The organism is Brevundimonas sp. UBA2503, assembly GCF_002341485.1.
Taxonomy (GTDB): domain Bacteria; phylum Pseudomonadota; class Alphaproteobacteria; order Caulobacterales; family Caulobacteraceae; genus Brevundimonas; species Brevundimonas halotolerans.
On record NZ_DDOD01000007.1, the window covers coordinates 92,566 to 115,336 of the forward strand.

The following is a 22,771-nucleotide window of genomic DNA, read 5'->3' on the forward strand; positions in this document are numbered from 1 at the left end:
AAAACCACCCGCGCGGAGCGTCAGCTTTCGTCGAAACGGTAATATTCATTCACTCCGGGCGAAGGCCCGGCGCTCCGCCTGCCCTCCACCTCTGCCGCGCGCGGCAAGGGAGGTTCCGCATGCCCGCCTCCCTACACCCACGTATAGGTCGTCTTGACCTGGGTGTAGAATTCCTGCGCGGCAAAGCCCTGTTCGCGGGGGCCATAGCTGGACTTCTTGGTGCCGCCGAACGGCAGGTGATAGTCGACGCCGGCGGTGGCCAGATTGACCATCACCATGCCGGCCCGGGCGCGGCGCTGGAATTCCCGCGCGGACTTCAGGCTCTGGGTCACGACCCCGGCAGACAGGCCGAACTCGGTGCCGTTGGCGACCGCGAGCGCCGCCTCGAAATCGGCCACGCGGATCACCGAGGCAACCGGGCCGAACACCTCCTCGCGGTTGATGCGCATCTCGGCCGTGGTGTCGGCGATCAGGGTGGGCTGGACGTACCAGCCGGGGGTCGGGACCTGCGGCTTGGCGCCGCCCGCCACGATCCGTCCGCCCTCGCCCGTGGCGATCTCGATATAGCGTTCGTCGCCCTGCTGCTGGGCCTCGGTCACGGCGGGGCCGATCTGGGTGTCGGGCTCCAGCGCATGGCCGACCTTGAGGGCCGACACACGCTCGGCCAGCGCCGCGACGAAGCGGTCGTGGATGCCGTCCTCAACGATCAGGCGCGACGAGGCCGTACACCGCTGGCCCGTGGACATGAAGGCCCCGTCCAGCGCCACCTCGACCGCCCGGGCCAGATCGGCGTCGTTCAGGATCACCAGCGGGTTCTTGCCGCCCATCTCCATCTGCACCCGGGCCTGACGCCGGGCGCAGCCCATGGCCACCCCCTCGCCCACTGACTGGGAGCCGGTAAAGCTGATCCCGTCGATGCCCGCATGGTCGACCATCGCCTGACCGACATCGCCCCGGCCGATGACCAGATTGAAGACCCCGTCCGGCAGTCCCGCCTCGTGCAGGATGGCCGCCAGCGCCTCGGCCATTGCGGGGGTCGGTCCCGCCGGCTTCATCACCACCGTATTGCCAAAGGCCAGTGCCGGGGCCGCCTTCCACGCCGGGATGGCCACGGGAAAGTTCCACGGCGTAATCAGGCCGAACACGCCCACGGCCTCGCGCCGCGTCCCGGCCTCGACGCCCGGCCGGACCGAGGCCACCGTCTGGCCATGCAGGCGCAGGGCCTCGCCAGCGAAATAGCGGAACACCCGCCCGGCGCGGGCCACCTCGCCGATGCCCTCGGCGAGGGTCTTGCCCTCCTCGCGCGACAGCAGCCGTCCCAGCGTCTCGCGCCGCTCCAGCAGCAGGGCGGCGGTACGGTCCAGAATGTCGGCCCGCACTTCAGGCGAAGCGCCGGACCAGCCGTCAAAGGCGTCACGCGCGGCGGTGACGGCGGCCTCAACCTCGGCCGGGCCCGCCTGCGGCAGGTGGGCGACCACCTCATTGGTGTCCGAGGGGTTGGTCCGCACCGAGGGCCGGTCGGCCTCGACCCGCTTGCCGTTGATCCAGTGGCACAGGTTGAGTGGCGCGGTCATGGGAACTCCTCGGGCGTGATGGCCCCTTCTAGGCGGAGGGAGGCGCCATGACAAAGGGCGGCGCCCGGATGGACGCCGCCCCCTGAAGGCTTCACGTGGTGACGGGTCTATTCGACCGGATCACCGTTGATGTCGACCACGCGGACCTCGCCCAGACCCAGCTCGCGGATCTTCGGCTCGATCGCGGCTCGATCGCCGACGATCACCCAGACGGTCGGGCCATCGCCCAGCACGTCACGGGCTGCGGCCGAAACCGAGGCCGGGGTCGTGGCGGCCAGACCGGCCGTGCGTTGGTCGTAGTAGTCCTCCGGCAGACTATAGACGACCATCTGCACCAGATCACCGGCCACCGAGGCATTGGTCTCCCAGTCGCCGGCCATGCCCTGGATCAGGTTGGCCTTGTGGGCTCCCAGTTCCTGGTCGGTGACCGGACGGCCGTCGACGATGCCCGTCAGCTCGTTGTCGATCTCGACCAGGCTGTCGGCCGTGCGGTCGGCCTGGACCCCGGTCGAGACCAGGAACAGGCGCTCACCCGGCGTCGTGCGGATGCCCGAACCGGCGCCATAGGACCAGCCCTTGTCCTCGCGCAGATTCATGTTGATCCGGCTGGTGAAGGCCCCGCCCAGCGCCGTGTTCATGGCGGTGATGTTGGGCTCGGTCGTCGGATCCAGAGCCGGAACCAGGCGGCCGGCCATGATGATCGACTGCGGGCCGGGACGGTCCACGATCAGCACCTGCGGCTGGCTGTAGGACGGCGGCGTGCCGACACCCGCCCGCTGGGGCAGGGCCGAGGACGGCGCGTCCCAGTCGGCGAAGGCGCGTTCCAGCTGGGGCACCAGCTCGGCCATGGTCGTGTCGCCGACCACCACCAGGGTGGCGTTGTCGGGACGGAACCAGGTGTCGTGGAAGGCCTGGGCGTCGGCCGGGGTCAGGGCCTGAACGGTGGCTTCCGAGCCCGAGTTGGAGCGGCCATAGGGGCTGTCGTCACCGTAGAGGGCGTCGGCCAGCACGCGGTTGGCGATGGCACCCGGGTTACGGTTCGACTGCTGGATGCCCGAGACCTGCTGAATCCGCGCCCGCTCGAAGTCTTCCTCGCGGAAGGCCGGGTTCATGACCACATCGGCGAACAGGTCCAGCGACGGAGCCAGACGGGACTCGATCGCCGTCATGCTGACCGTGGTGTAGTCGGTCGTCGACCCGGCGCCGAGGGTGGCCCCCAGCAGCTGCTGGCGATCACTGATCTCGAGGGCGTCCAGCGTGTCCGTGCCGTTGGTCATGACCGCCGGGGTCAGCACGGCCAGGCCGTTCTTGTCGGCGGACTCGGCGACGGCACCGGCGTTGACGATCAGGTTCATGCTGACCGTCGGTACGCCCGAACGCGGCGCCAGGATGACCTGCAGCCCGTTCGACAGGGTGACCCGCTCGAAGTCCGGGAACCCGGCCATCGGCATCTCGGTCGCCGCCGGCATCTGCGAACGGTCGGCGCCGGTCGCGGCGGCCGAGTATTCGGGGAAGGGCAGGACCTCCAGCGTATAGGAACCGTCCATCAGCCATTCACGACCAGCAGCCACAAGGTCCGCCGGACGCGCGTCCAGCACGCGCTGGTAGCTGACGCGCCAGGCGCCCGGGTCGTTGTGATAGACCTCGCCCTCGGCCAACAGGTCGGACTTGCCGCCGAAGCCGCCGATACGCTCCAGACCGCGGACATAACCCGAGCCGGTCGAGGTGCGGGCGCGCTCCAGTTCGATGGCGGTCGGACCATCGGCCAGCAGGCGGGCGACTTCCTCGTCGATGATGGCCTCAATCTCGGCCAGATCCTGGCCCGGCTTGGCCGTGGCGATGATCATGAACTGGCTGCCGATCTCGCCCTCGGAGACGAAGGCCCCGACGTTGGTGGCGATCTGGTCGTCAAACACCAGACGCTTGTAGAGGCGCGAGTTGCGACCCGATGTCAGCACCTGGGCCAGCAGGCCGAGGTTGTCGGTGTCGGCCTCGCCTGCGGGTGGGACGTTCCAGACCTTGTAGAGGCGCGGCTGACCGACGCGGTCATACATCACCTCGCGCTGCTCGCCTTCCATACGGGCGATCATGCGGGCCGGCTGGGTGACCGGCGGTCCCGGGGGAATGTCGCCGAAATAGTGCTGGACCTTGGCCAGGGCCTCTTCGGGGCTGATGTCGCCCGCCAGCACGATGACGGCATTGGCCGGGCCGTAGTAGCTGCGGAACCAGTCCTGCACATCCTCGAGCGCAGCGGCGTCGAGGTCGGCCATCTCGCCGATGACGGTGTGGCCGTAGGGGTGATCGTCCGGGTAGGTGGCGAAGGTGATGGCGTTCCAGGCACGGCCATAGGGCTGGTTCTCGCCCTGACGCTTCTCGTTCTGGACGACGCCGCGTTGCTCATCCAGGCGGGCCTGGTCAACGGCCCCAAGCAGGTGGCCCATGCGGTCGCTTTCCAGCCACAGCATGGCATCGAGGCCGCTGGTCGGGACGTTCTGGAAATAGTTGGTGCGGTCGTTGTTGGTCGTGCCGTTCTGGTCGGTCGCGCCCAGCAGCTCGGTCGCCTTGAAGAAGTCCGAGTTGAAATTCTCCGACCCGTTGAACATCAGGTGTTCGAACAGGTGGGCAAAGCCCGACCGGCCCTCGGGCTCGTTCTTCGACCCGACGTGATACCAGATGTTGACCGCCACGATCGGGGCCTTGCGATCCTCGTGGACGATCAGGGTCAGACCGTTGTCCAGAACAAAGCGGGTGTAGGGGATGTCCACGTCAGGCAGCGCCGGCAGGGCGGAGTCCTGAAGGACCGCGCCGGCCTCGGCGGCGGTGGCGGGTGCTATGGCGTGCGGCTCGGGCCGCAGGTCGGTCGACTGCGCCTGGGCGGCGGTCGCGAGGATCGCGGGAAGGCAGGCGCCAGCAATCAGATAGCGGCGAAGCGTGGACGGTCTCATGGATACACCCCTGTGTTCGGCCTCCAGACAGAGGCCTTCACGCAAAGTCCTAAACCGTGGTTCGCGCCCCGCAAAGGGCGACAACATTGCGAATCTGTAAGGTTTGGCAGCGCCTTACGCAGGCGCGAAACCGCCAGGTTGAATTATGCGACCCGCTTGCTGCCCGGATCGCATCACGCATGATGGAGCCAATATTGCACCGCACACGAAAGAAATTGCCTATTGCGCCGCAATAGGCTCCTATCCGGTTCCGGGGGTCGGGTTCAGTCGATGCGGCCTCTCCGCCTCCTCCCTGAGCCTCCCCGGATCCTGCCATGACCCCCTCCCCGCTGCTGGCCCATCAGGCCGCCCTTCAGATCGACTCCGCCGCGACGGGCTGGATCCTGACCTCGACAGCCCTCGTTCTGCTTATGACCCTGCCAGGACTGGCGCTGTTCTACGGCGGCATGGTGCGGCGCAAGAACCTGCTGGCGACCGTGGCCCAGTCGACGGCGGCGCTGGCGATCGTGACCGTGCTGTGGTTCGTCGCCGGCTACAGCCTGTCTTTCGGACAGGGGCCGGACGCGATCAATGGCCTGATCGGAGGGCTGGACGCTGCCTTTCTGGACGGAGTCGGAATCGCAACGGCGCACAGCCTGTCGCCCGGCCTGCCCGAGTTCCTGTGGATCGCCTATCAACTGACCTTTGCCATCATCACCCCGGCCCTGATCGCCGGGGCCTTTGCCGAGCGGATGAAGTTTTCGGCGTCCCTGCTGTTCTTCGGCCTGTGGCACCTGATCGTCTATGCGCCGATCTGTCATCAGGTGTGGGGCGGCGGCTATCTTGGCAGTATGGGCGTTCTGGATTTCGCCGGGGGCGCCGTGGTGCACGTCAATGCGGGTGTCGCCGGTCTGGTCTGTGCGCTGGTTCTGGGGCCGCGCCACGGGTTCGGGCGAGACAATATGGCGCCGCACAATCTGTCGTTGACGGCGATCGGGACGGGCCTGCTGTTCGTCGGCTGGCTGGGTTTCAATGCCGGGTCGGCCTGGGCCGCGGATGGCATTGCCGCCGTGGCCGCCCTGAACACCATTCTGGCCGCCGCGGCCGCCGCGCTGGGCTGGATGGTCGTCGAGTGGATCGACCACAAGAAGCCCACCCTGCTGGGCCTGTTGTCCGGAATCGTCGGGGGTCTGGTCGGTGTGACACCGGCGGCAGGGCTGGTCGATCCGAAGGGTGCCTTCCTGATCGGGGCCATCTCGGGACCAGCCTGCTATTTCGGCGCGGTCTGGCTGAAGCGCGCTCTGAAGTATGACGACAGTCTGGACGCGTTCGGGGTGCACGGCATGGGCGGGATCGTGGGCGCCCTGCTGACCGGCGTGTTTGCTACTGCGGCGATCAACCCGGTCGCCGAGGGGGCCTCGATCCTGAATCAGGCGCTGGGTCTTGTCGCCGTGATCGCCTGGAGCGCGGTCGGCACCTTTTTCGTGCTGATGATCTGCAAGTTCACTACGGGCCTGAAGGTCACGCGCGAACAGGAGATCGAGGGGCTGGACGTCACCCAGCATGGCGAGGGGCTGCATTAGCCCGGGGCCGTCACATCATGGCGGCAGGCTCAAGCCGATAGGTGACGCCGCCGGAACTGGCCTCAAGCAGATTTGGCCCGGCTGGACGGAAGCGCAGGATCGGCTGACCCCCGTTGTCCAGCAATGCAAGGGTATCGTCGAGGATGCGCCAGCCCGCAACACGCGCCAGGGCCGTATCTTCGCACCCTTCCAGATACACCCCGTAGATGCCGTTCTCTCCGGTCTTCTGCAGGGCAATGCGACACCCCTTCTCGTCCGGCCTGTCAGAGGCGTGAAGGGCCCATAGGCCGCTGACGGTTTCCGGGCCGAGCGGTCGGGGGTCCTGAGCTATGGGGGCTGAAGCGTCAGACATGGCTGTGTTTCCTGAAAGGGCCGCCGCATCGGTCTCGGCCGCCGTGCAGGCGCCGGCCGCCAGCATCAAGGCAGTCAGTCCGCAAAGTCCCGGTCGAAATCCGCGCATGGCTCCGGCTCCCCGGCTGCGACGGCACCGCGCCGTCTGGGCCCTATCTCCGTCACCATTCGGTGGCTAGACTAAGGCCCTGCCCGGTCGAACGTCGGCCGAACCCCCTGAGTTGCGCGTGTTCAACGATCTGATCCCCCGGAAGCCCGGGACCGAACCTCTCGTCGAGGCCGTCAAGGCGTGCCGGCCCCACCTTGTTTGGGCGGCGGTGTTCAGTGCGCTGGTGAACCTGCTGTATCTGACGCCGACCATCTACATGCTGCAGGTCTATGACCGGGTGGTGCCGACTGGCGGACTGCAGACGCTGTTGCTGGTCAGCGCCATTGCCGTCTTTGCGTTGGCGACGCTGGCACTGCTGGACTGGCTGCGGACGCGGCTGCTGGTGCGGGCGGGGCTGAGGCTGGACCGGCTGCTGGTCGGGCGCCTGCTGGGGCGGGTCGTCGACCTGCAGGTCCAGTCGCCGGGCAGTCAGGTTCTGCGCGAGTTCGACCATGTGCGCACGGCCGTATCCGGGCAGGGGGTGCTGTCGCTGTTCGATGCACCCTGGACGCCGATCTATATCGGCTGCTGCTTCCTGTTGCACCCGGCACTGGGAGCGCTGACGCTGGTCGGGGCCATCATCCTGCTCATTCTGGCGGTGCTGAACGAGCGCGACAGCCGCCCGCGCCTTAATCAGGCGATGAAGGACTCCCAGGCCGCCTATGCCGCGCAGGAAAGCATGGCCGGCCAGTCCGAAGTAGTGCGTGCGCTGGGGATGCGGCAGGCGGGCATCGCCCTGCAGGTGCAGCAGCGACAGGTCGCCACAGCGCGGCAGGTCGAGGCCCAGTTCACCGGCGGGCGCTATACCGGCATCATCAAATTCCTGCGGCTGATGCTGCAATCGGCGTCGCTGGGACTGGCGGCGCTGCTGACGGTTCAGGGGCATATCTCGGCCGGGTCCATCATCGCGGCCTCGGTGCTGCTGACCCGGGCGGTTCAGCCGATCGAGCAGATGGTCGGGGCCTGGCCCACGCTGGTGCAGGCCAAGGCGTCGTGGAAGGCGCTGATCGAGCTGTTTGCCGCCACGGGTCGGGTTGACCGGGTCACCACCACCCTGCCCGCGCCCGAGGGTCGGTTGGGGCTGGAGCAGGTGACGGTCCGCCTGCCCGGCAGCGAGGTGCCGCAACTGCGCGGCATCACACTGACGCTGGAGCCCGGCCAGGTTCTGGGCGTGATCGGGCCCAGCGGATCGGGCAAGACGACGCTGGCTCGCGTGGTCGCTGGAGCCATTCCGCCCACGTCGGGCTCTGTGCGGCTGGACGGCGCCGACTATGACGCGCGCGAGGGCGACACCCTGGCCGAGCACATCGGCTATTTGCCCCAGGTGCCGGGCCTGTTTTCCGGATCGGTGAAGGACAACATCTCCCGGTTCCGCTCGGCGTTGGGCACAGACCCCGAACAGATCGACCGTGAAGCCATCGCGGCGGCCAAGGCGGCCGGGGTGCATGAGATGATCCTGCGCCTGCCGAACGGCTATGACACCGTGCTGGGCCATAACGGTGCCGGTCTGTCGGTCGGGCAGTCGCAGCGCGTCGCCCTGGCACGGGCGCTCTACCGCGACCCGGTCGTGCTGGTGCTGGACGAGCCCAATGCCAATCTGGATCAGGAGGGCGAGGCCGCCCTGACCCAGGCGATCAAGGGCGCCACGGCGCGCGGCGCATCGGTGTTGATGGTGGCGCACAGGGCCGGTGTGCTGGGCATCGCCGACCGCCTGCTGATGCTGCGCGAGGGCACGGTCCAGATCGAAGGCCCGCGCGACGAGGTGATGATGCGGCTGAACCCCGGGCGGGCCAAGCCGACCGTCGTGCCGCCGCCGGGAGCGCAGTCGGCATGAGCGAGCTGGACTTTCCCGATCTGGGCCGCCCCGCCACTGCGCCCGCGGCGCCGACGGACGCGCCCGTCCCCGCCGCTGGACCTGAAGGGCCGGACGACTCGCCTCGCAGTGAACTGCTGGTCGGGGGCGCGATCATCGCCCTGTTCTTCGTGCTGTTCCTCGGCTGGGCCGCGTTCGCGCCCTTGGATGCGGGGGCCTTTGCCAGCGGCCAGGTCTCGGTCTCGGGCAACCGGCAGGCCGTGCAGCATCGCGATGGCGGTGTGGTCAGCGCCCTGCACGTCGCCGAGGGCGACACGGTCGAGGCGGGCCAGATCCTGATCGAGGTCGCGGGCGGGGAGCTGGCCGCCACCGAGCGCGGCCTGACGGGTCAGGTCGTGGCCTTGCTGGCGCAGCGAGCGCGACTTGAGGCCGAGCGGAGCGGCCTGGGCAGTATTCCGGTACCCCCCGAGTTCGCCGCCATGAGCCCGGGGGACCAGGCGCTGGCCGACGAGGCCATGTCCCTTCAACGGCAACAGTTCACCGCCCGGCGCAGCGGCCGCTCGACCGAGCGGGGCGTTCTGGGCCAGCGCGTCAGCCAGCTGCAACAGCAGGTGTCGGGCTATGAGCGCCAGCTGGTGGCCAATGCCGAGCAGAAGCGACTGATCGAGGAAGAGCTGGCCGATGTGCGCAGCCTGGCCGAGCAGGGCTATGCCCCCATCAGCCGGGTGCGGGCGCTGGAGCGGCAGGCTGCTGCGCTGGATGGCGAGGCCGGCTCGCTACGTGCCGAAATCGCCCGCGCCAATGAAGCCATGGGCGAGGCGCGGCTGCAGATGTCGGGCGTCGGTACCGACATGGACGAGGATGTCACAGAACAGCTGCGCGCGGTCGAGGTGCAGTTGAACGAGCTGCAGCCTCGCCTGACCGAGGTTCGCGCCCAGATCGAGCGCAACCGCGTCCGGGCCCCCGTCTCGGGTCAGGTGGTCGGCCTGACCATCTTCACACCCGGCGGCGTCATCCAGGCGGGCCAGACGCTGATGGAGATCGTGCCGTCCAATGCGTCCCAGGTGATCGTCGCCCGCATCAACCCGAACGACATCGACAACCTCCGCGTCGGCCTTTTGACCGAGGTGAAGTTTCCCGGTCTGAGAACCTCCAACCCGCCCGTGCTGCGGGGCCGGGTCGAACGGCTGTCGGCCGACAGCTTTACCGAGGAAGGCTCGAACAACCGCTATTTCCGCGCCGAGATCGTGGTGCCGCCCGAGGAACTGGCCAAGCTGGGTCGGGGCGCCGACTCGATCCGCTCGGGCTCACCGGTCGAGGTCGTGATCGTGCTGCGCCGCCGGACCCTCCTGCAGTATCTGGTCGAACCCCTGGTCCGCGGCCTGTGGCGAACGGGGAGTGAGCTTTAGGCCCTCGGTTACGACGCCCCTACCCCCGCGCCTTCGCCTGTTGGCGGAAGCGGTGCAGCAGGGGTTCGGTGTAGCCGTTGGGCTGGGTGGTGCCTTCGAATACCAGGGCGCGGGCGGCGGCAAAGGCGAGGCTGTCGTCAAATCCCGGAGCCATAGGCCGGTACAGCGGGTCGCCGGCGTTCTGGGCATCGACCTTGGCGGCCATGCGGCGCAGCGCAGCCTCGACCTGTTCCGCCGTGCAGACGCCGTGCAGCAGCCAGTTGGCCATGTGCTGGCTGCTGATCCTGAGTGTCGCGCGGTCCTCCATCAGGCCCACGTCGTGGATGTCCGGCACCTTGGAACAGCCCACGCCCTGATCAATCCAGCGGACGACATAGCCGAGGATGCCCTGGGCGTTGTTGTCCAGTTCCTGCTCGATATCCTCGGCGCTCCAGTTACGGCCCTCGGCCAGTGGCGGGGTCAGCAGGTCCTCCAGCGGGCGAGGTGGGGCATCACCCATGGCCGCGCGGACCGCGAAGACGTCGGTCTGGTGATAGTGCAGCGCATGCAGGGTGGCGGCCGTTGGCGACGGCACCCAGGCGGTGTTGGCACCGGTCTTCGGATGCCCCGCTTTCTCCTCCAGCATCTGGGCCATGCGGTCCGGGGCGGCCCACATGCCCTTGCCGATCTGGGCCCGGCCCGACAGGCCGCACCGCAGCCCGATGGCGACATTGCGTTGCTCATAGGCGGAGATCCAAGTGCTGGACTTGATCTCGCCCTTTCGGACCACCGGCCCGGTCTGCATCAGGGTGTGGATCTCGTCGCCCGTACGGTCGAGGAAGCCGGTGTTGATGAAGACGATCCGGTCCTTCACTGCGTGGATACAGGCCGCGAGGTTGGCCGAGGTGCGGCGCTCCTCGTCCATCACGCCGACCTTGATCGTGTGCCGGTCCAGCCCCAGCAGGTCCTCGACCGCGTCGAACAGCCGGTTGGTGAAGGCGCACTCTTGGGGGCCATGCATCTTGGGTTTGACGATGTAGATCGACCCTTCGCAGCTGTTGCGGAAGGGGCCGGTGCCACGCAAGTCATAGAGGCCGATCAGGCTGGTGAGGATGGCGTCAAGGATGCCCTCCGGCGCCTCGGCCCCGTCGGGAAGCAGGACGGTCGGCGTGGTCATCAGATGGCCGACGTTCCGCACAAACAGCAGCGACCGGCCCGGCAGGGTGGCCTCGATTCCGTCCGGCGCAACATAGGCGACATCCGGATTGAGCCGGCGGGTGAGGGTCTTGCCGCCCTTGTCGAAGGTCTCGGCCAGGTCGCCCTTCATCAGGCCCAGCCAGTTGCGATAGGCGGCGACCTTGTCCTCGGCATCGACGCAGGCGACCGAGTCCTCGAGGTCAACGATGGTGGTCAGGGCCGATTCCAGCACGACGTCGGCAATGCTGGCCGGATCGGTGCGCCCGATCGGGTGGTCGGGGTCGAACACCACTTCGATGTGCAGGCCGTTGTGGCGGAACAGACGGCTCCGCTCAGTCTGGCCAACATACTGGCTGCTGTCGCGCAGGGCGATGCCCTGATGCGGATGGCTGAGGTCGGCCCAGGAGCCTTCGACCAGCGGCAGGGCCTCGTCCAGAAACGCCTTGGCGCGGGCGACGACGCGGGCGCCGCGATCCGCGTCATAGCCGCCCGCCGGCGGCAGGTCGCCCAGGGCATCGGTGCCATAGAGGGCATCATACAGACTGCCCCAGCGGGCATTGGCGGCATTCAGCACGAAGCGGGCATTGAGCACCGGCACGACCAGTTGCGGCCCGGCGCGGGTGGCGATCTCCGCATCCACATTTTGCGTGCCGATTGCGAAGGGCGCAGGCGCGTCGATCAGCCAGCCGATCTGTTTCAGGAAATCGCGCTGGGCGGCCACGTCATAGGGCTGGCCTTTCCGCTCGACGTGCCAGCTGTCGATGCGGGCCTGAAGGTCATCGCGCACCGCCAGCAGTCGCCGGTTCTCGGGCACCGCCCAATCCAGCAGGGTGCGCACCCCCGTCCAGAACTGCCCGGCCTCGATGCCCAGACCCGGCAGAACCTCTTGCTCCACGAAGGCGGCAAGGACAGGGGCGACGGTCAGATCGGCGCGAACAGGCATGGGCAGTCTCCGGTAGTTTCGGGCGCCTGTAACATTCCGTGATGACCCGGCGTAAGTCGAGGCCTTTTCGCAGACGCACACAAATCGCGGCCGCGCGCCTTGACTTGGCCATGTTCCGGGCCCATCTCCCCGTCGTCGCCTATTGCGATACCCGAACTGCGCCCGACGCGTGGGGTTCTGTTTTCAGAACCTTCCTGGCTGCAACCGGATCATCTTCTGACATTCATAGTCGCCCGTCACGCGGGGGCGGCACCCAAACTTCCCTTCCGGCCTGATGCCGGACCGGAGGCGAGGATGCGCGCACCCCCGGACCGATGGTCCGGCGTGTCCAAGATGCATCCTGCTCCGGTGATCGAAAGACACACGCGTAATGAACGCAACGACCCAAACCCAGGCCCTGCCGAAAACCTTTGCAGATATGGGGTTGAACCCGGCCCTGCTGCAGGCTCTGGCCTCTGAAAACTATACCATCCCTACGCCGATTCAGGCCCAGTCCATCCCCGATGTTATGACGGGCCGCGACCTGCTGGGTATCGCCCAGACCGGCACCGGCAAGACGGCCGCCTTTGCTCTGCCGATCCTGCACCGGCTGGCGGCCAACCGCGTCGCCCCCCTGCCCCGCACGACCCGCTGTCTGGTGCTGTCGCCGACGCGCGAACTGGCCTCCCAGATCGCCGAGAGCTTCAAGACCTATGGCAAGCATCTGGGCTTCCGCGTCGCCGTGATCTTCGGTGGCGTGAAATACGGCGGTCAGGAACGCGCCCTCAATCAGGGGCTCGACATTCTGGTGGCCGCGCCCGGTCGCCTGCTGGACCATATCCAGCAAAAGAACCTCGACCTGTCGGCCACGGAAATCTTCGTGCTGGACGAGGCCGACCAGATGCTGGACCTGGGCTTCATCAAGCCCATCCGCCAGATCGTCAGCCGCATCCCGGCCAAGCGCCAGAACCTGTTCTTCTCGGCCACCATGCCGGGCGAGATCGGCAAGCTGGCTGCTGAACTGCTCAAGGATCCCAAGCGGGTCCAGGTGACGCCGCAGGCGACCACCGTCCAGCGCATCAAACAGTCGATCATCTGGGTTGAACAGAGCCGCAAGCGCGCCCTGCTGACCGAGATGTTCAGCGATCCGGGCTATACCCGCTGCCTGGTGTTCACCAAGACCAAGCACGGGGCCGACAAGGTTGCCGCCTATCTGGAAGCGGGCGGCGTTGAAGCCGGCGCCATCCATGGCAACAAGAGCCAGCCCCAGCGCGAACGCACTCTGGAAGCCTTCAAGAAGGGCAAGCTGCGGGTGCTGGTGGCGACCGACATCGCCGCGCGCGGCATCGACGTGGACGGCGTCTCGCACGTCGTGAACTTCGAGCTGCCCTATGTGCCGGAGGCCTATGTGCACCGCATCGGCCGGACGGCCCGCGCGGGCGCCGATGGCACCGCCATCAGCTTCGTCGCCGGCGACGAGATGAAGCTGCTGAAGGACATCGAAAAGGTCACGCGCCAGAAGATCCCGGCGATCGACCGTCGCAACGACAAGGCGCTGGGTGCGCTTGATGCCGCCATCAGCGCCGCCGGCGTCGGCAAGAAGGCCACCCTGCCCGAGCGTGAGGATCGCCCGGCCCGGGATGGCGACAGTGAAGGCCGACGCAACCGCAGTCGCCGGGGTCCCAAGCCCGGCGGTGCCCACGCGGGTGGACGCGGCCCCGGCCGCTCGCCTGACCGTCCCCACTACAACCCGATGGCCGGCGACCGTCCGGAAAGCTCGGCCCCCGCGCCGGTGTCGCAACTGAAGCGCCGTCGTCGCCGTCCGGGTCAGAAACCCGCCGCCGTCACCGCCAGCTAAGGCTCCGCATGCCCCCTTCGTTACCGGAGGGGGCATATTTTTGATGAACCTGTTTGCATTATAAACATGTCTGCTGTATCCGACCTCCATATCGCTGGAGATCAGATCATGTCCCTGACCGCTTCCCCCCTGTCTGACGACCGCCTGCACGGACTGGATGCCCTGCGCGGCATCGCCCTGTTGCTCGGTGTGGTGCTGCACACCCTGATGAGCTTCTTCCCGGTTCCGATCTGGGTGGTGGTCGATGACCAGACCTCGCCGGTCGCCTCGACGATCTTCTTTGCCATCCACCTGTTCCGGATGACGACCTTCTTCCTGATCGCCGGCCTGTTCGCCCATATGATGCTGGGCCGCAAAGGCCTGTGGGGGTTTGCCAAGGACCGGCTGATCCGCATCGCCGGGCCCCTGCTTGGCCTGTGGTGGCTGGCGCTGGCCGCGATCATCGCCGTACTGCTGTGGAACGTCGCCATCCAGAACGGCGGCAGCCTGCCCACGGACGGTCCGCCCCCGCCGCCCCTGACAGTCGAGACCTTTCCCCTGACCCATCTGTGGTTCCTCTGGGTGCTGCTGATCTTCTATGTGGCCATGCTGGTGCTGCGCGCCCCGTTCGCCCTGCTGGACCGGAACGGGGGCTGGGGCCGGATGGTCGACCGCCTGACCGCCGCGCTGGTCGGGCCGTGGACCCCTGCGGTGCTGGCGGCACCGCTGGCGCTGGCCTTCTATCTGCACCCGAACTGGACGGCCTTCTTCGCCATTCCGACGCCGGATACGGGGCTGGTGCCCAATGCCGTAGCGCTGACCGGCTTTGGCAGTGCCTTCCTCTTCGGCTTTCTGCTGGACCGCAGGCGCGACCTGCTGGAGCGTATTCGCAGGCTGTGGCCGGTGTTCACCGTGGTGGCCTTCGGAACCGGCGTGGGCGCCCTGATGCTGGCTGGAGGCCCGGTGCCCGACCTGACCCCCGTCACCGACCCGTCGGCCAAGGCTGCGCTGGCCACCCTGATGGCGCTGGCAGTTTTCAGCGGTGCCATGGCCGCCATGTCGCTGGCGCTGCAGCTGTTCAGCCGCAGGAGCCCTGTGCGTCGCTATCTGGCCGACGCGTCCTACTGGATCTACATCGTCCACCTGCCGCTGGTGATGGTCGGTCAGACCCTGGTGCTGGGTCTTGCCGCATCCTGGTGGCTGAAGGCGACGCTGGTGATCGGCGGCACGATGCTGGTCAGCCTGATCACCTATGAGCTGCTGGTGCGCCACAGCTTCATCGGACGCTGGCTGAACGGGCGGCGCATTCCCTGGAAACGTCAGGCCGAACCGGCCCCGGCGCCCGCCGAATAACATCTTGCCAAGCCCGGTCGGCTCGTCCACCCACGGACAAGCCGGTCCAAGGAGAACCGACCCATGGCGACCAAGCTTAGAACCCCGTCTGCCGAGGCTGATCTGGCCTTCATGCGCTCGATCGTGGAGGGCGGCGGCCGGATGCCGATGTCGGCAGCCATCTGCTACCTGGCTGGCGGGTTGCTGTATGGATTTCAGTGTCTGTTTCACATGGGACAGGCCGCCGGACTGATCCTGTGGGGGCCGGTGCCCAGCCTCGCTTTTGTAGTCGGGATCAGCGTCGCCTTCTTCATCGTGCTGATCTGGGCGATCCACCGGGACAACAAGCAGGGTGGCACCCGCAAGGGCACCACGTCCAACCGCGCCGTCAATGCCGCCCTCAGCGGCACCGGCATGGCCAATGCGGCGGTGATCATCATCTTCGGCGTCGGGGCGATGCGCGATCAGGACTTTGCCGTCTGGCTCTATTATCCCGCCATCATCTTCGCGCTGCAGAGCGCGGCCTGGTTCGTCGGCTGGAGCCTGAAGAAGAAGCGCTGGATGCTGGCGACCTCATTGGGCGGCTGGCTGACGGCGGTGGCACTGGGCGTACTGGTGCGCGAGCCGGTAGCCTACCTCGGCGTCTGCACCGCGGCCCTGTTCCTGCTGTTCGCGGGACCGGGCCTGATCATGTACCTCGAGGCCCGCACGCCGCGCACGGCGGCCTGAGCCACCATGGGTCTGGCCGGTCTGGGACAGATTGATGAGGTGATCCACGGTCGCATGCGGCTGGGGATCATGGTCTATCTCGCCGATGTCGAGACCGCCGACTTCACTGAACTGAAGACCGCGCTGGAAGCGACCCAGGGCAATCTGTCCGTCCACCTGAAGAAGCTGGCCGAGGCGGGCTATGTGTCCATCGACAAGAGCTTCCGGGACAACAAGCCCCTCACCGAGGTCACCATTACCAAGGACGGGCGGCGGGCGTTTGCGGCCTACCTTGAGGCGCTGAGCGGCCTGATCGGCGGTGGCGCATGACCCGGCCCCGCGTCATGGGTATCGTCAATGTCACGCCCGACAGCTTCTCGGACGGGGGACAGCTGGCGACGGTCGAGGCGGCAATCGTGCATGGGATGCGGCTGGTCGAGCAGGGGGCGGACATTCTGGATGTCGGCGGCGAAAGCACCCGACCCGGCGCCGAGCCGGTCGGAGAGGCCCAGGAACTGGACCGCGTGATGCCGGTCATCGCCGGACTGCGCGCGCAATGGGACGGCCCGATCAGCATCGACACGGTCAAGCCCGCCATAGCCCGCGCGGCGGTCGGGGCCGGCGCAACGATGTGGAACGATGTCAGCGCGCTGGGGTCCTCCCCCGACAGTCCGGCGGTCGCAGCCGAACTGGGTTGTGACGTCGTGCTGATGCATATGCAGGGTGAGCCTCGGACCATGCAGGCCGATCCGCGCTATGCAGATGTCGTGTCCGAGGTTCGCGATGCGCTGATGGCACGGGCGCAGGTCGCCCTCGAAGCGGGGGTTGAGCGCGAGCGTATCTGGCTGGATCCCGGCCTCGGTTTTGGCAAGACGCTAACACACAATCTGGCGCTGGTGGCCGGGCTGGGCGCGCTGGTCGAGACCGGCTTTCCCGTGCTGTTCGGGGCGAGCCGCAAGCGGATGATCCAGGCCATCGACCCCTTCGCGAGCGACCCGTGCGACCGGCTGGGCGGATCGCTGGCACTCGCGCTTGCGGCCGCTCGGAAGGGCGCGTCGGTCATCCGCGTGCACGATGTGCGCGAGACGGTTCAGGCTTTGAAAATTCAGGCCGCCTTGCAAGTGGAGAGTGGCGTCGCTCTCTAGCGATCCTCGCCCGACAGCCGTTCTTTCTCGACCGGATCAGAGCTGGGGCGCAGCAGGTCCTCGACCGCGTCATTGGACCCCTGAGCTGCCGCCTTGGGTGTCGCCTCGGACGGCGCTGATTTGCGGCTGCGGCCCTTGGGAGCACGGCCGAGGATTTCCAGCGCGTCATCACCCTCACGACCAAACACGCTGCGGATGCGCAGATCCGTCTGCGGGAACGGAATCTCGATACCGGCTTCGTCGAGGGCTTCGGCGATGGCCCAGGTATAGGCGGCGTGCATGGCGGCGGGCCGCTTGACGGCATCCTGCGTCGGCCAGACCAGCAGCTCGAAGTCGAGCCCGGACTCGCCGAAGCCGACCAGCCAGACCTGGCATTTGCGGGCCTCGGTCTCGGGCAGGGTGAAGGGGATGGCGCGCGCGGCCTTGAGCACCACGTCCCGGACCTCGGCACGGTCGGCCCCGTAGGCCACCGAGAACGGCACATGGATGCGGCGGGTGTCGCCCTTGAGCGTCCAGTTGGTGACCTTGCCTTCGATCAGGCTGGAGTTCGGGACGATAATGTTGATGTTGTCATTGGTGCGGATGCGGGTCGCCCGCGGCCCGATCTCGACAATGGCGCCGCGCGCATCGTCCAGCTCGACATAGTCGCCTACGGACACCATCCGGTCGAAGATCAGGAACAGGCCGGAGACAAACTCCTTGACCACGCCCTGAAGTCCCAGGCCCAGCCCGATGCCGATGGCCCCGGCAAACACCGCCAGCGACGACAGGTTCAGGCCCGCGGCCGACAGGGCCATGAAAAGACCGGCGATCAGAATGCCGTAGCCCGTCATCTTTTCGAGCAGGTACAGCGCCTGGGTCGAACGCGTAGCCTTGTGCCGCAAACGCCGGATGGCCCGGGTCGCGGCCCAGGACAGGGCCCCGGCAACAGCGATGATGATGGCGGCGGTGAGCAGTCCGCCCAGCGTCAGCGAGATGCCGCCCAGCCGCAGGACCGCTGCGTCCTGCAGCTCGGTGAGTTCATTGACCATGGTCCATCAATACCCAGCTTTGCCGTGGCGTTCCACCTCCGCTTGGCGAAACGGGTCAGACATCCCTATATCGTCCGTCCGGCCTCGTTTTGGGGCGAGATGAGAGGCCGAACCCATGACGCTGACCAAGGGACGCCGTTTTCTTCCCTCGCTGAGCCTGCAGGTTCTGGCAGCGCTGGCGCTGGGCCTGATCGTCGGGGCCATCGCCCAGTCACGCGGCCTGCCGGGCGGGGCCGAGACCGCCAGCTTCATCGGGTCTCTGGGCCAGCTCTGGCTCAATGCCCTGAAGATGACGATCGTACCGCTGGTCTTTTCGCTGCTGGTGACAGGCATCGCCTCTATCGCCGGGGCTGCGCACGGTCCGGGCCGGGCGGGCCTGTTGGCCGGGCGGGCGTTGATGGTGTTTGCCGTCCTGATCGTCGTGGCCACCGTCTATGCGATCGGCGCGGCCTATGGACTGCATGCCATCTGGCCGATCGACCCCGAAGGCGGCGCGCGCCTGATTGCCGGAGCACCGCCCAGCCCTGAAGGGGTGGGACCGGGCGCTCCGTTCGGCGAGTTCCTGAAAACGCTGGCTCCGGCCAACCCGATCCGCGCTGCCGCCGAGGACGCCATCCTGGGCCTGGTCGTGTTCGCCGTCTTCTTCGGCTTTGCTGCCACCCGCCTGCCCGACCGGCTGCGCCTGCCGCTGGTGACCTTCTTTGAAGCCGTGTCCGAAACGATGATCGTGATCGTCCGCTGGGTGCTTCTGGCCGCGCCGATCGGCGTGTTTGCGCTGGCGCTGGGGGTCGGTCTGACGGCCGGTGTCGGCGCGGCGGGGACGCTGGCCCACTATATCGCCCTGGTGTCGCTGGCGACCATCGGCATCACCCTGCTGTGCTATCCGCTGGCCATGGTGTTCGCCAAGGTCAGCCTGAGCGGGTTCGCACGCGCCGTGGCCCCCGCCCAGGTGGTGGCGTTTTCGACCCAGTCCTCGCTGGCCAGCCTGCCGGTGATGGTCGAGCGGGCGGTGGACGCCCTGGGCGTATCGCGGCCCACCGCCGGTCTGGTGTTGCCGCTGGCGGTCGCGGTGTTTCGCATCACCAGCCCGGTCGCCAATCTGGGCGTGGTCATCTATTGCGCCCATCTGTTCGGTATAGAACCCACCATGGGGCAGCTGGTCGCAGCGGGCCTGACGGCGGTGCTGGTCAGCATCGGCTCGGTCGGCCTGCCGGGCCAGATCAGCTTCTTCGTCTCGATCGCCCCGATCTGTATCGCCATGGGCGTGCCGCTTGAGATCCTGCCGCTGTTGCTGGCAGTCGAGGTGATCCCGGACATCTTCCGCACCGTCGGCAATGTCACCGCAGACATGGCCGTGGCGCGGATCGTCGAGGACGAAGTAGGTGCGCCCGCAGAGCCGGTCTGACGTCCAGCGTCAGTTGGCGGGGGGACGGCGGCCGGCTTCAAGAATCGGCATGCCCGCCTCGGTCGGCAGGTAGATGATCTGGCGATCGCCGCTGCCGGCCGTTTCCTGCAGCATGTTGATATAGGCCCAGCGCAGATAGTTCTCCGGACCGCCCAGGCTTTCGGCCATGATGCGGTTGGCCTCATTGGTGCCCTTGGCGCGCGCCACCTCGGCCTGGGCCGTCAGCTCGGCGGCATCCAGCAAAGCCTGCGCTTCCAGCACGCGAATGCGCCGGTTTTGAACCGCTTCCTCATAGGCTGCCTTGCCCGCCATGGTCTTGGCGTAGACGTTGTAGGTCGGCATGCCGATCAGGAAGGCCGCGCCAACCAGGACGATGATTATCACCAGCATGATGCTGAAACCGGTGCCGCGCATGTTCTGAACCCTCCGATCAAGACCCCGCAAGGCTGGGCGGACGCAGCGTTCAGGTCAAGTCATTCCGGTCAGTTCGGCACCAGTTCGATCAGGTCGAGGTTTGACTCATACTGCGGCCAGGGGATGACCAGCCGCCAGCGGCGCGAGCCGATGCGTTCCAGCACAGCCACCATGTCCCGGTCGGAGTTCTGACCATAGGAGTTCGCGGGCGGTTCTGACCCCAGCGCCATGGAGCCTAGCATCACCATCTCGCGGTCGTTCTCCGGAAACAGCAGGCCGGAGGGCCGCTGCGATCCGGTCAGTTTGGAGAATTTCAGGCCTGCCGGCGTGCGCTCGATCCGGCAGTCGAACCAGCCATAGACCACATAGCCGAGGCCACCCTCACCGCCTTGGGAGCCCAGTTTGACTGTGCGGCAGCGATAGTCGCCCTCGGGCGGGGTGACACCGCCAACGCCTGCATCCGGATCAAGCAAGGCGCCGAGCGAGCCGAGGTTGCCCGACCCCTCCTGTCGACGCGCCTGTTCCAGCGCCAGACGCCAGGCAGCATCGACGCGCCCATAGCGGTCGCGATCATAGCTGGTGATGATGGTGCGCCAGTCCCGCAGGACCGGGCCGGACCCATCCGGTGGCGGAGGCGGGGGCGGCGGGGCATAGCCTCCACCCGCCGAAGCGCAAGCCGACAGGATCAGGGCCGCAAGCGCGGTCAGTCCAGCCGTGCGGACGTGGCGGGCATACGACATGACATCTCCTTCTCGTCAGGACCGGACCAGTGGGCCCGGACGAAGCGCGGAGGTCAAGGCCGGAGGGTCTATTCGCCGCTGTCGGCGGTCTCGGCGGCCTTCTTGCGGGGCGCGCGACGACGCGGCGGCGCGGCCTCGTCCGACGCCTGAGGGGTCGGCGCCTCGGCCACGCGTGGCGTCGGGCGGGTCAGAAAGCCCGGCAGGGCATCTGCATCGGATGCTTCCCGGACCGAGGCATCCTCGCGCGGGCGACGCGGCTTGCGGGCGGGACGGGCCGGAGCCTCCGCACGCACTTCAGGCGCGTCGTCGGACGGTCCCTCCGAGGTTTGCGGCTCCTCTTTGGACCGGTCCTCGGACACGTCGGACTCGCCGTCCTGAGAGGGCCTGCGGCCGCGTTGTTCGTCCTTGCGGCGCTCCCAGCGTTCGCGACGGGTCTCGCGGCGACCGCCGCCGTCGCCCTCGCTGCGGGTCTCGCCGTCCGTGTCGCGGTCACGGTCGCGGTCGCGATCCCTGTCCCGATCCCGATCCCGGTCACGGTCCCGATCGCGGTCCCGGTCATTGGTCTGGGGCTGCTGGCCTTGCGGTTGCTGCCCGGACGGATTGCCGCCGTTCGGATTGCCGGTGTTGTTCTGCTGGTTGTTCTGTTGAGCCTGCTGGGCCTGTTGAGCGGCCATGAAAGCTGCGGCCTGCGCCCCACTTTCATCTTCGAAGTCGATGTCGAAGCCCTGATTGGACAGTTCGCGCTGGGCGATTTCCGACACTGGCCGCTGCGGCTGCAGCGCCCTCAGTACGCGGAAATAATGCTCGGCGTGCTGCAGATAGTTCTCGGCCAGGACCCGGTCACCGGCAGAGGCGGCGTCGCGCGCCAGTTGCATATAGCGCTCATAGACGGTCTGGGCATTGCCGCGGACCTTGATGTTCTCAGGGCCTTGCGAATCCCATGACCGGTTCGGATTGGCGCTGTTGGCATTGTTGTTGCCACCGGGCTTCCTGTTGCGGCCGCGTTGGCGCTTCATGCCCTTGAAATCTCTCATAGACTCTACCGTTCCGGGAGGGTGGCCGACACAGGTGACTGTCGAGGCCGGGTTTTGTTTCGTCTGTCCGTGGTTCGGGAGGAATCCCGCCATCAATGTCATCGGAAGCCGTTGTCACCCGCGCGGTCCACCCGGGCCCGTGTCAGGGATCGGGTCGTCGCGCATGCCGCTCGCCTGTCAGTTGGCCCGGAAGGGCGCACGGAGATGCGATTGGTGGGAGACAGACAAGACTTAGCGCGCCTTGGCCGGCATTCCAAGGGGTCTTTTTCCGGCGCCCTGCGAGGGGCCGGCTCAGGAAAGGAGAGACATATCCGGCGCCTGTGCACGCGGATCGGGACCGTTTGTCACCACCCGACTGCGATTGGCCAGGTCGAGCACCACCTTCACATCGTCGAACCCGCCCTCGTCGAACAGGCCCTTGACCGCATCGCCCTGGTTCCAGCCGATTTCGACCGCGAAGATCCCGCCCGGCTTCATGACGCGGCGGATCTCGGGCACCAGTTGGCGGTAAGCCTCAAGCCCGTCCGGCCCGCCGTCCAGCGCCAGGTGCGGGTCGTGGTCACGCACCTCCGGGTCGAGCGCGGCGATGTCGGCGGTCGGGATATAGGGCGGGTTTGACACCACGAGGTCGAAGCTCTGGTCTTCAAAGCCGGTCGCCCACTCTGTCCGGAGGAAGGCCGCACGACCCTCCAGACCCAGACTGGCAGCATTGTCACGAGCCACAGCCAGCGCCTCGGTCGAGATGTCGGTGCCGACGCCGGTCGCCCCTGCCCGCTCCGCCAGAAAGGCCAGCAGGATGGCGCCCGAGCCAGTCCCGAGGTCCGCAATCTGGAACGCCTGATGCGGGGCAAATGCGGCCAGACCCACGTCCAGAAGGGTCTCAGTGTCGGGGCGCGGGCTGAGCACATCCGGCGTCACGCTGAGCATGATCTTCCAGAAGCCCTTGCGGCCCAGAATGCGCGAGACGGGTTCGCGCTTCAGCCGGCGGTCGATCATGGCCTCATAGGCCGCGGCCTGTTCGGCCGTCACCGCCCGGTAGGGATCGGTCAGGATGTCGAGGCGGCTGACGTCGCAGGCGGCTTCCAGCAACAGGCGGGAATCGATCGACGGGCTGTCGATGCGGCCCGCCTTCAGACGGGTCTGGGCGGTCTTCCAGGTGGTGAGCAGCGTCGGTGTGTCGGACATGGGCGTTGATTGGGGGGCTCGGCCCGAAAATTCAAGCGGA

18 protein-coding genes are annotated in these 22,771 nt (G+C 67.4%); 9 read left to right on the forward strand and 9 right to left on the reverse strand.

Annotated features, from left to right (window positions below):
- Positions 1 to 131 precede the first annotated feature (131 nt).
- Together B4K74_RS02160 and B4K74_RS02165 are read right to left on the reverse strand one after the other, a co-directional pair.
- Entirely contained in the window at positions 132 to 1,574 is a 1,443-nt protein-coding gene (locus B4K74_RS02160) for an aldehyde dehydrogenase family protein (protein ID WP_286691569.1), read from the reverse strand.
- Positions 1,575 to 1,681: 107 nt separating this feature from the next.
- A complete protein-coding gene (locus B4K74_RS02165; RefSeq protein WP_286691570.1) occupies positions 1,682 to 4,519 on the reverse strand; it encodes a M16 family metallopeptidase in 2,838 nt (945 codons plus the stop codon).
- A gap of 314 nt (positions 4,520 to 4,833) precedes the next feature.
- Here B4K74_RS02165 and B4K74_RS02170 point away from each other — a divergent pair, with 314 nt between their 5' ends.
- On the forward strand, positions 4,834 to 6,081 hold the full coding sequence (locus B4K74_RS02170) for an ammonium transporter (RefSeq protein WP_286691571.1): 1,248 nt from the start codon (positions 4,834 to 4,836) through the stop codon (positions 6,079 to 6,081).
- A gap of 10 nt (positions 6,082 to 6,091) precedes the next feature.
- Here B4K74_RS02170 and B4K74_RS02175 read toward each other — a convergent pair whose 3' ends face one another.
- Positions 6,092 to 6,541, reverse strand: a complete 450-nt coding sequence (locus B4K74_RS02175; RefSeq protein ID WP_286691572.1) for an AprI/Inh family metalloprotease inhibitor — start codon at positions 6,539 to 6,541, stop codon at positions 6,092 to 6,094.
- A 118-nt stretch (positions 6,542 to 6,659) separates the two neighbouring features.
- Here B4K74_RS02175 and B4K74_RS02180 point away from each other — a divergent pair, with 118 nt between their 5' ends.
- A complete protein-coding gene (locus tag B4K74_RS02180; protein WP_286691573.1) occupies positions 6,660 to 8,414 on the forward strand; it encodes a type I secretion system permease/ATPase in 1,755 nt (584 codons plus the stop codon).
- Complete coding sequence (locus tag B4K74_RS02185) at positions 8,411 to 9,802, forward strand: HlyD family type I secretion periplasmic adaptor subunit (protein ID WP_123285727.1); 1,392 nt, start codon at positions 8,411 to 8,413, stop codon at positions 9,800 to 9,802. The genes B4K74_RS02180 and B4K74_RS02185 overlap by 4 nt, the downstream gene beginning before the upstream one ends.
- Positions 9,803 to 9,821: 19 nt before the next feature.
- Here the strand turns inward: B4K74_RS02185 and B4K74_RS02190 are convergent, their stop codons facing one another.
- Positions 9,822 to 11,921: a malate synthase G gene (locus B4K74_RS02190; RefSeq protein ID WP_286691574.1), complete on the reverse strand. Its 2,100-nt coding sequence runs from the start codon at positions 11,919 to 11,921 to the stop codon at positions 9,822 to 9,824.
- Between the two features lie 370 nt (positions 11,922 to 12,291).
- Between B4K74_RS02190 and B4K74_RS02195 the strand changes: the two genes are divergently transcribed.
- From B4K74_RS02195 to folP, 5 genes are all read left to right on the forward strand, one after another.
- Entirely contained in the window at positions 12,292 to 13,758 is a 1,467-nt protein-coding gene (locus B4K74_RS02195) for a DEAD/DEAH box helicase (RefSeq protein ID WP_286691575.1), read from the forward strand.
- 108 nt (positions 13,759 to 13,866) lie between these two features.
- Positions 13,867 to 15,090, forward strand: a complete 1,224-nt coding sequence (locus B4K74_RS02200; RefSeq protein WP_286691576.1) for an acyltransferase family protein — start codon at positions 13,867 to 13,869, stop codon at positions 15,088 to 15,090.
- Positions 15,091 to 15,153: 63 nt separating this feature from the next.
- Positions 15,154 to 15,798 (forward strand): hypothetical protein, encoded by a 645-nt coding sequence (locus tag B4K74_RS02205; protein ID WP_123285730.1) that lies wholly within the window; start codon positions 15,154 to 15,156, stop codon positions 15,796 to 15,798.
- A gap of 6 nt (positions 15,799 to 15,804) precedes the next feature.
- Positions 15,805 to 16,107, forward strand: coding sequence for a winged helix-turn-helix domain-containing protein (locus tag B4K74_RS02210; protein WP_123285731.1), 303 nt, complete (start codon positions 15,805 to 15,807; stop codon positions 16,105 to 16,107).
- Entirely contained in the window at positions 16,104 to 16,922 is an 819-nt protein-coding gene (gene folP / locus B4K74_RS02215; RefSeq protein ID WP_286691577.1) for a dihydropteroate synthase, read from the forward strand. Before B4K74_RS02210 ends, folP begins: the two co-directional genes overlap by 4 nt.
- On the opposite strand, the gene B4K74_RS02220 is transcribed toward folP, so the two are convergent.
- Positions 16,919 to 17,953 (reverse strand): mechanosensitive ion channel family protein, encoded by a 1,035-nt coding sequence (locus B4K74_RS02220; protein WP_286691578.1) that lies wholly within the window; start codon positions 17,951 to 17,953, stop codon positions 16,919 to 16,921. The genes folP and B4K74_RS02220 overlap by 4 nt on opposite strands.
- Positions 17,954 to 18,068: 115 nt before the next feature.
- Here B4K74_RS02220 and B4K74_RS02225 point away from each other — a divergent pair, with 115 nt between their 5' ends.
- Positions 18,069 to 19,358, forward strand: coding sequence for a dicarboxylate/amino acid:cation symporter (locus tag B4K74_RS02225; protein ID WP_286691579.1), 1,290 nt, complete (start codon positions 18,069 to 18,071; stop codon positions 19,356 to 19,358).
- Between the two features lie 9 nt (positions 19,359 to 19,367).
- On the opposite strand, the gene B4K74_RS02230 is transcribed toward B4K74_RS02225, so the two are convergent.
- The 4 genes from B4K74_RS02230 to prmC form a co-directional block, all read right to left on the reverse strand.
- On the reverse strand, positions 19,368 to 19,772 hold the full coding sequence (locus B4K74_RS02230; RefSeq protein WP_286691580.1) for a hypothetical protein: 405 nt from the start codon (positions 19,770 to 19,772) through the stop codon (positions 19,368 to 19,370).
- A gap of 68 nt (positions 19,773 to 19,840) precedes the next feature.
- Positions 19,841 to 20,512 (reverse strand): DUF4893 domain-containing protein, encoded by a 672-nt coding sequence (locus B4K74_RS02235; protein ID WP_286691581.1) that lies wholly within the window; start codon positions 20,510 to 20,512, stop codon positions 19,841 to 19,843.
- Between the two features lie 68 nt (positions 20,513 to 20,580).
- On the reverse strand, positions 20,581 to 21,528 hold the full coding sequence (locus B4K74_RS02240) for a DUF4167 domain-containing protein (protein ID WP_286691582.1): 948 nt from the start codon (positions 21,526 to 21,528) through the stop codon (positions 20,581 to 20,583).
- A gap of 309 nt (positions 21,529 to 21,837) precedes the next feature.
- Complete coding sequence (prmC, locus tag B4K74_RS02245) at positions 21,838 to 22,731, reverse strand: peptide chain release factor N(5)-glutamine methyltransferase (protein ID WP_286691583.1); 894 nt, start codon at positions 22,729 to 22,731, stop codon at positions 21,838 to 21,840.
- Positions 22,732 to 22,771: the final 40 nt, after the last annotated feature.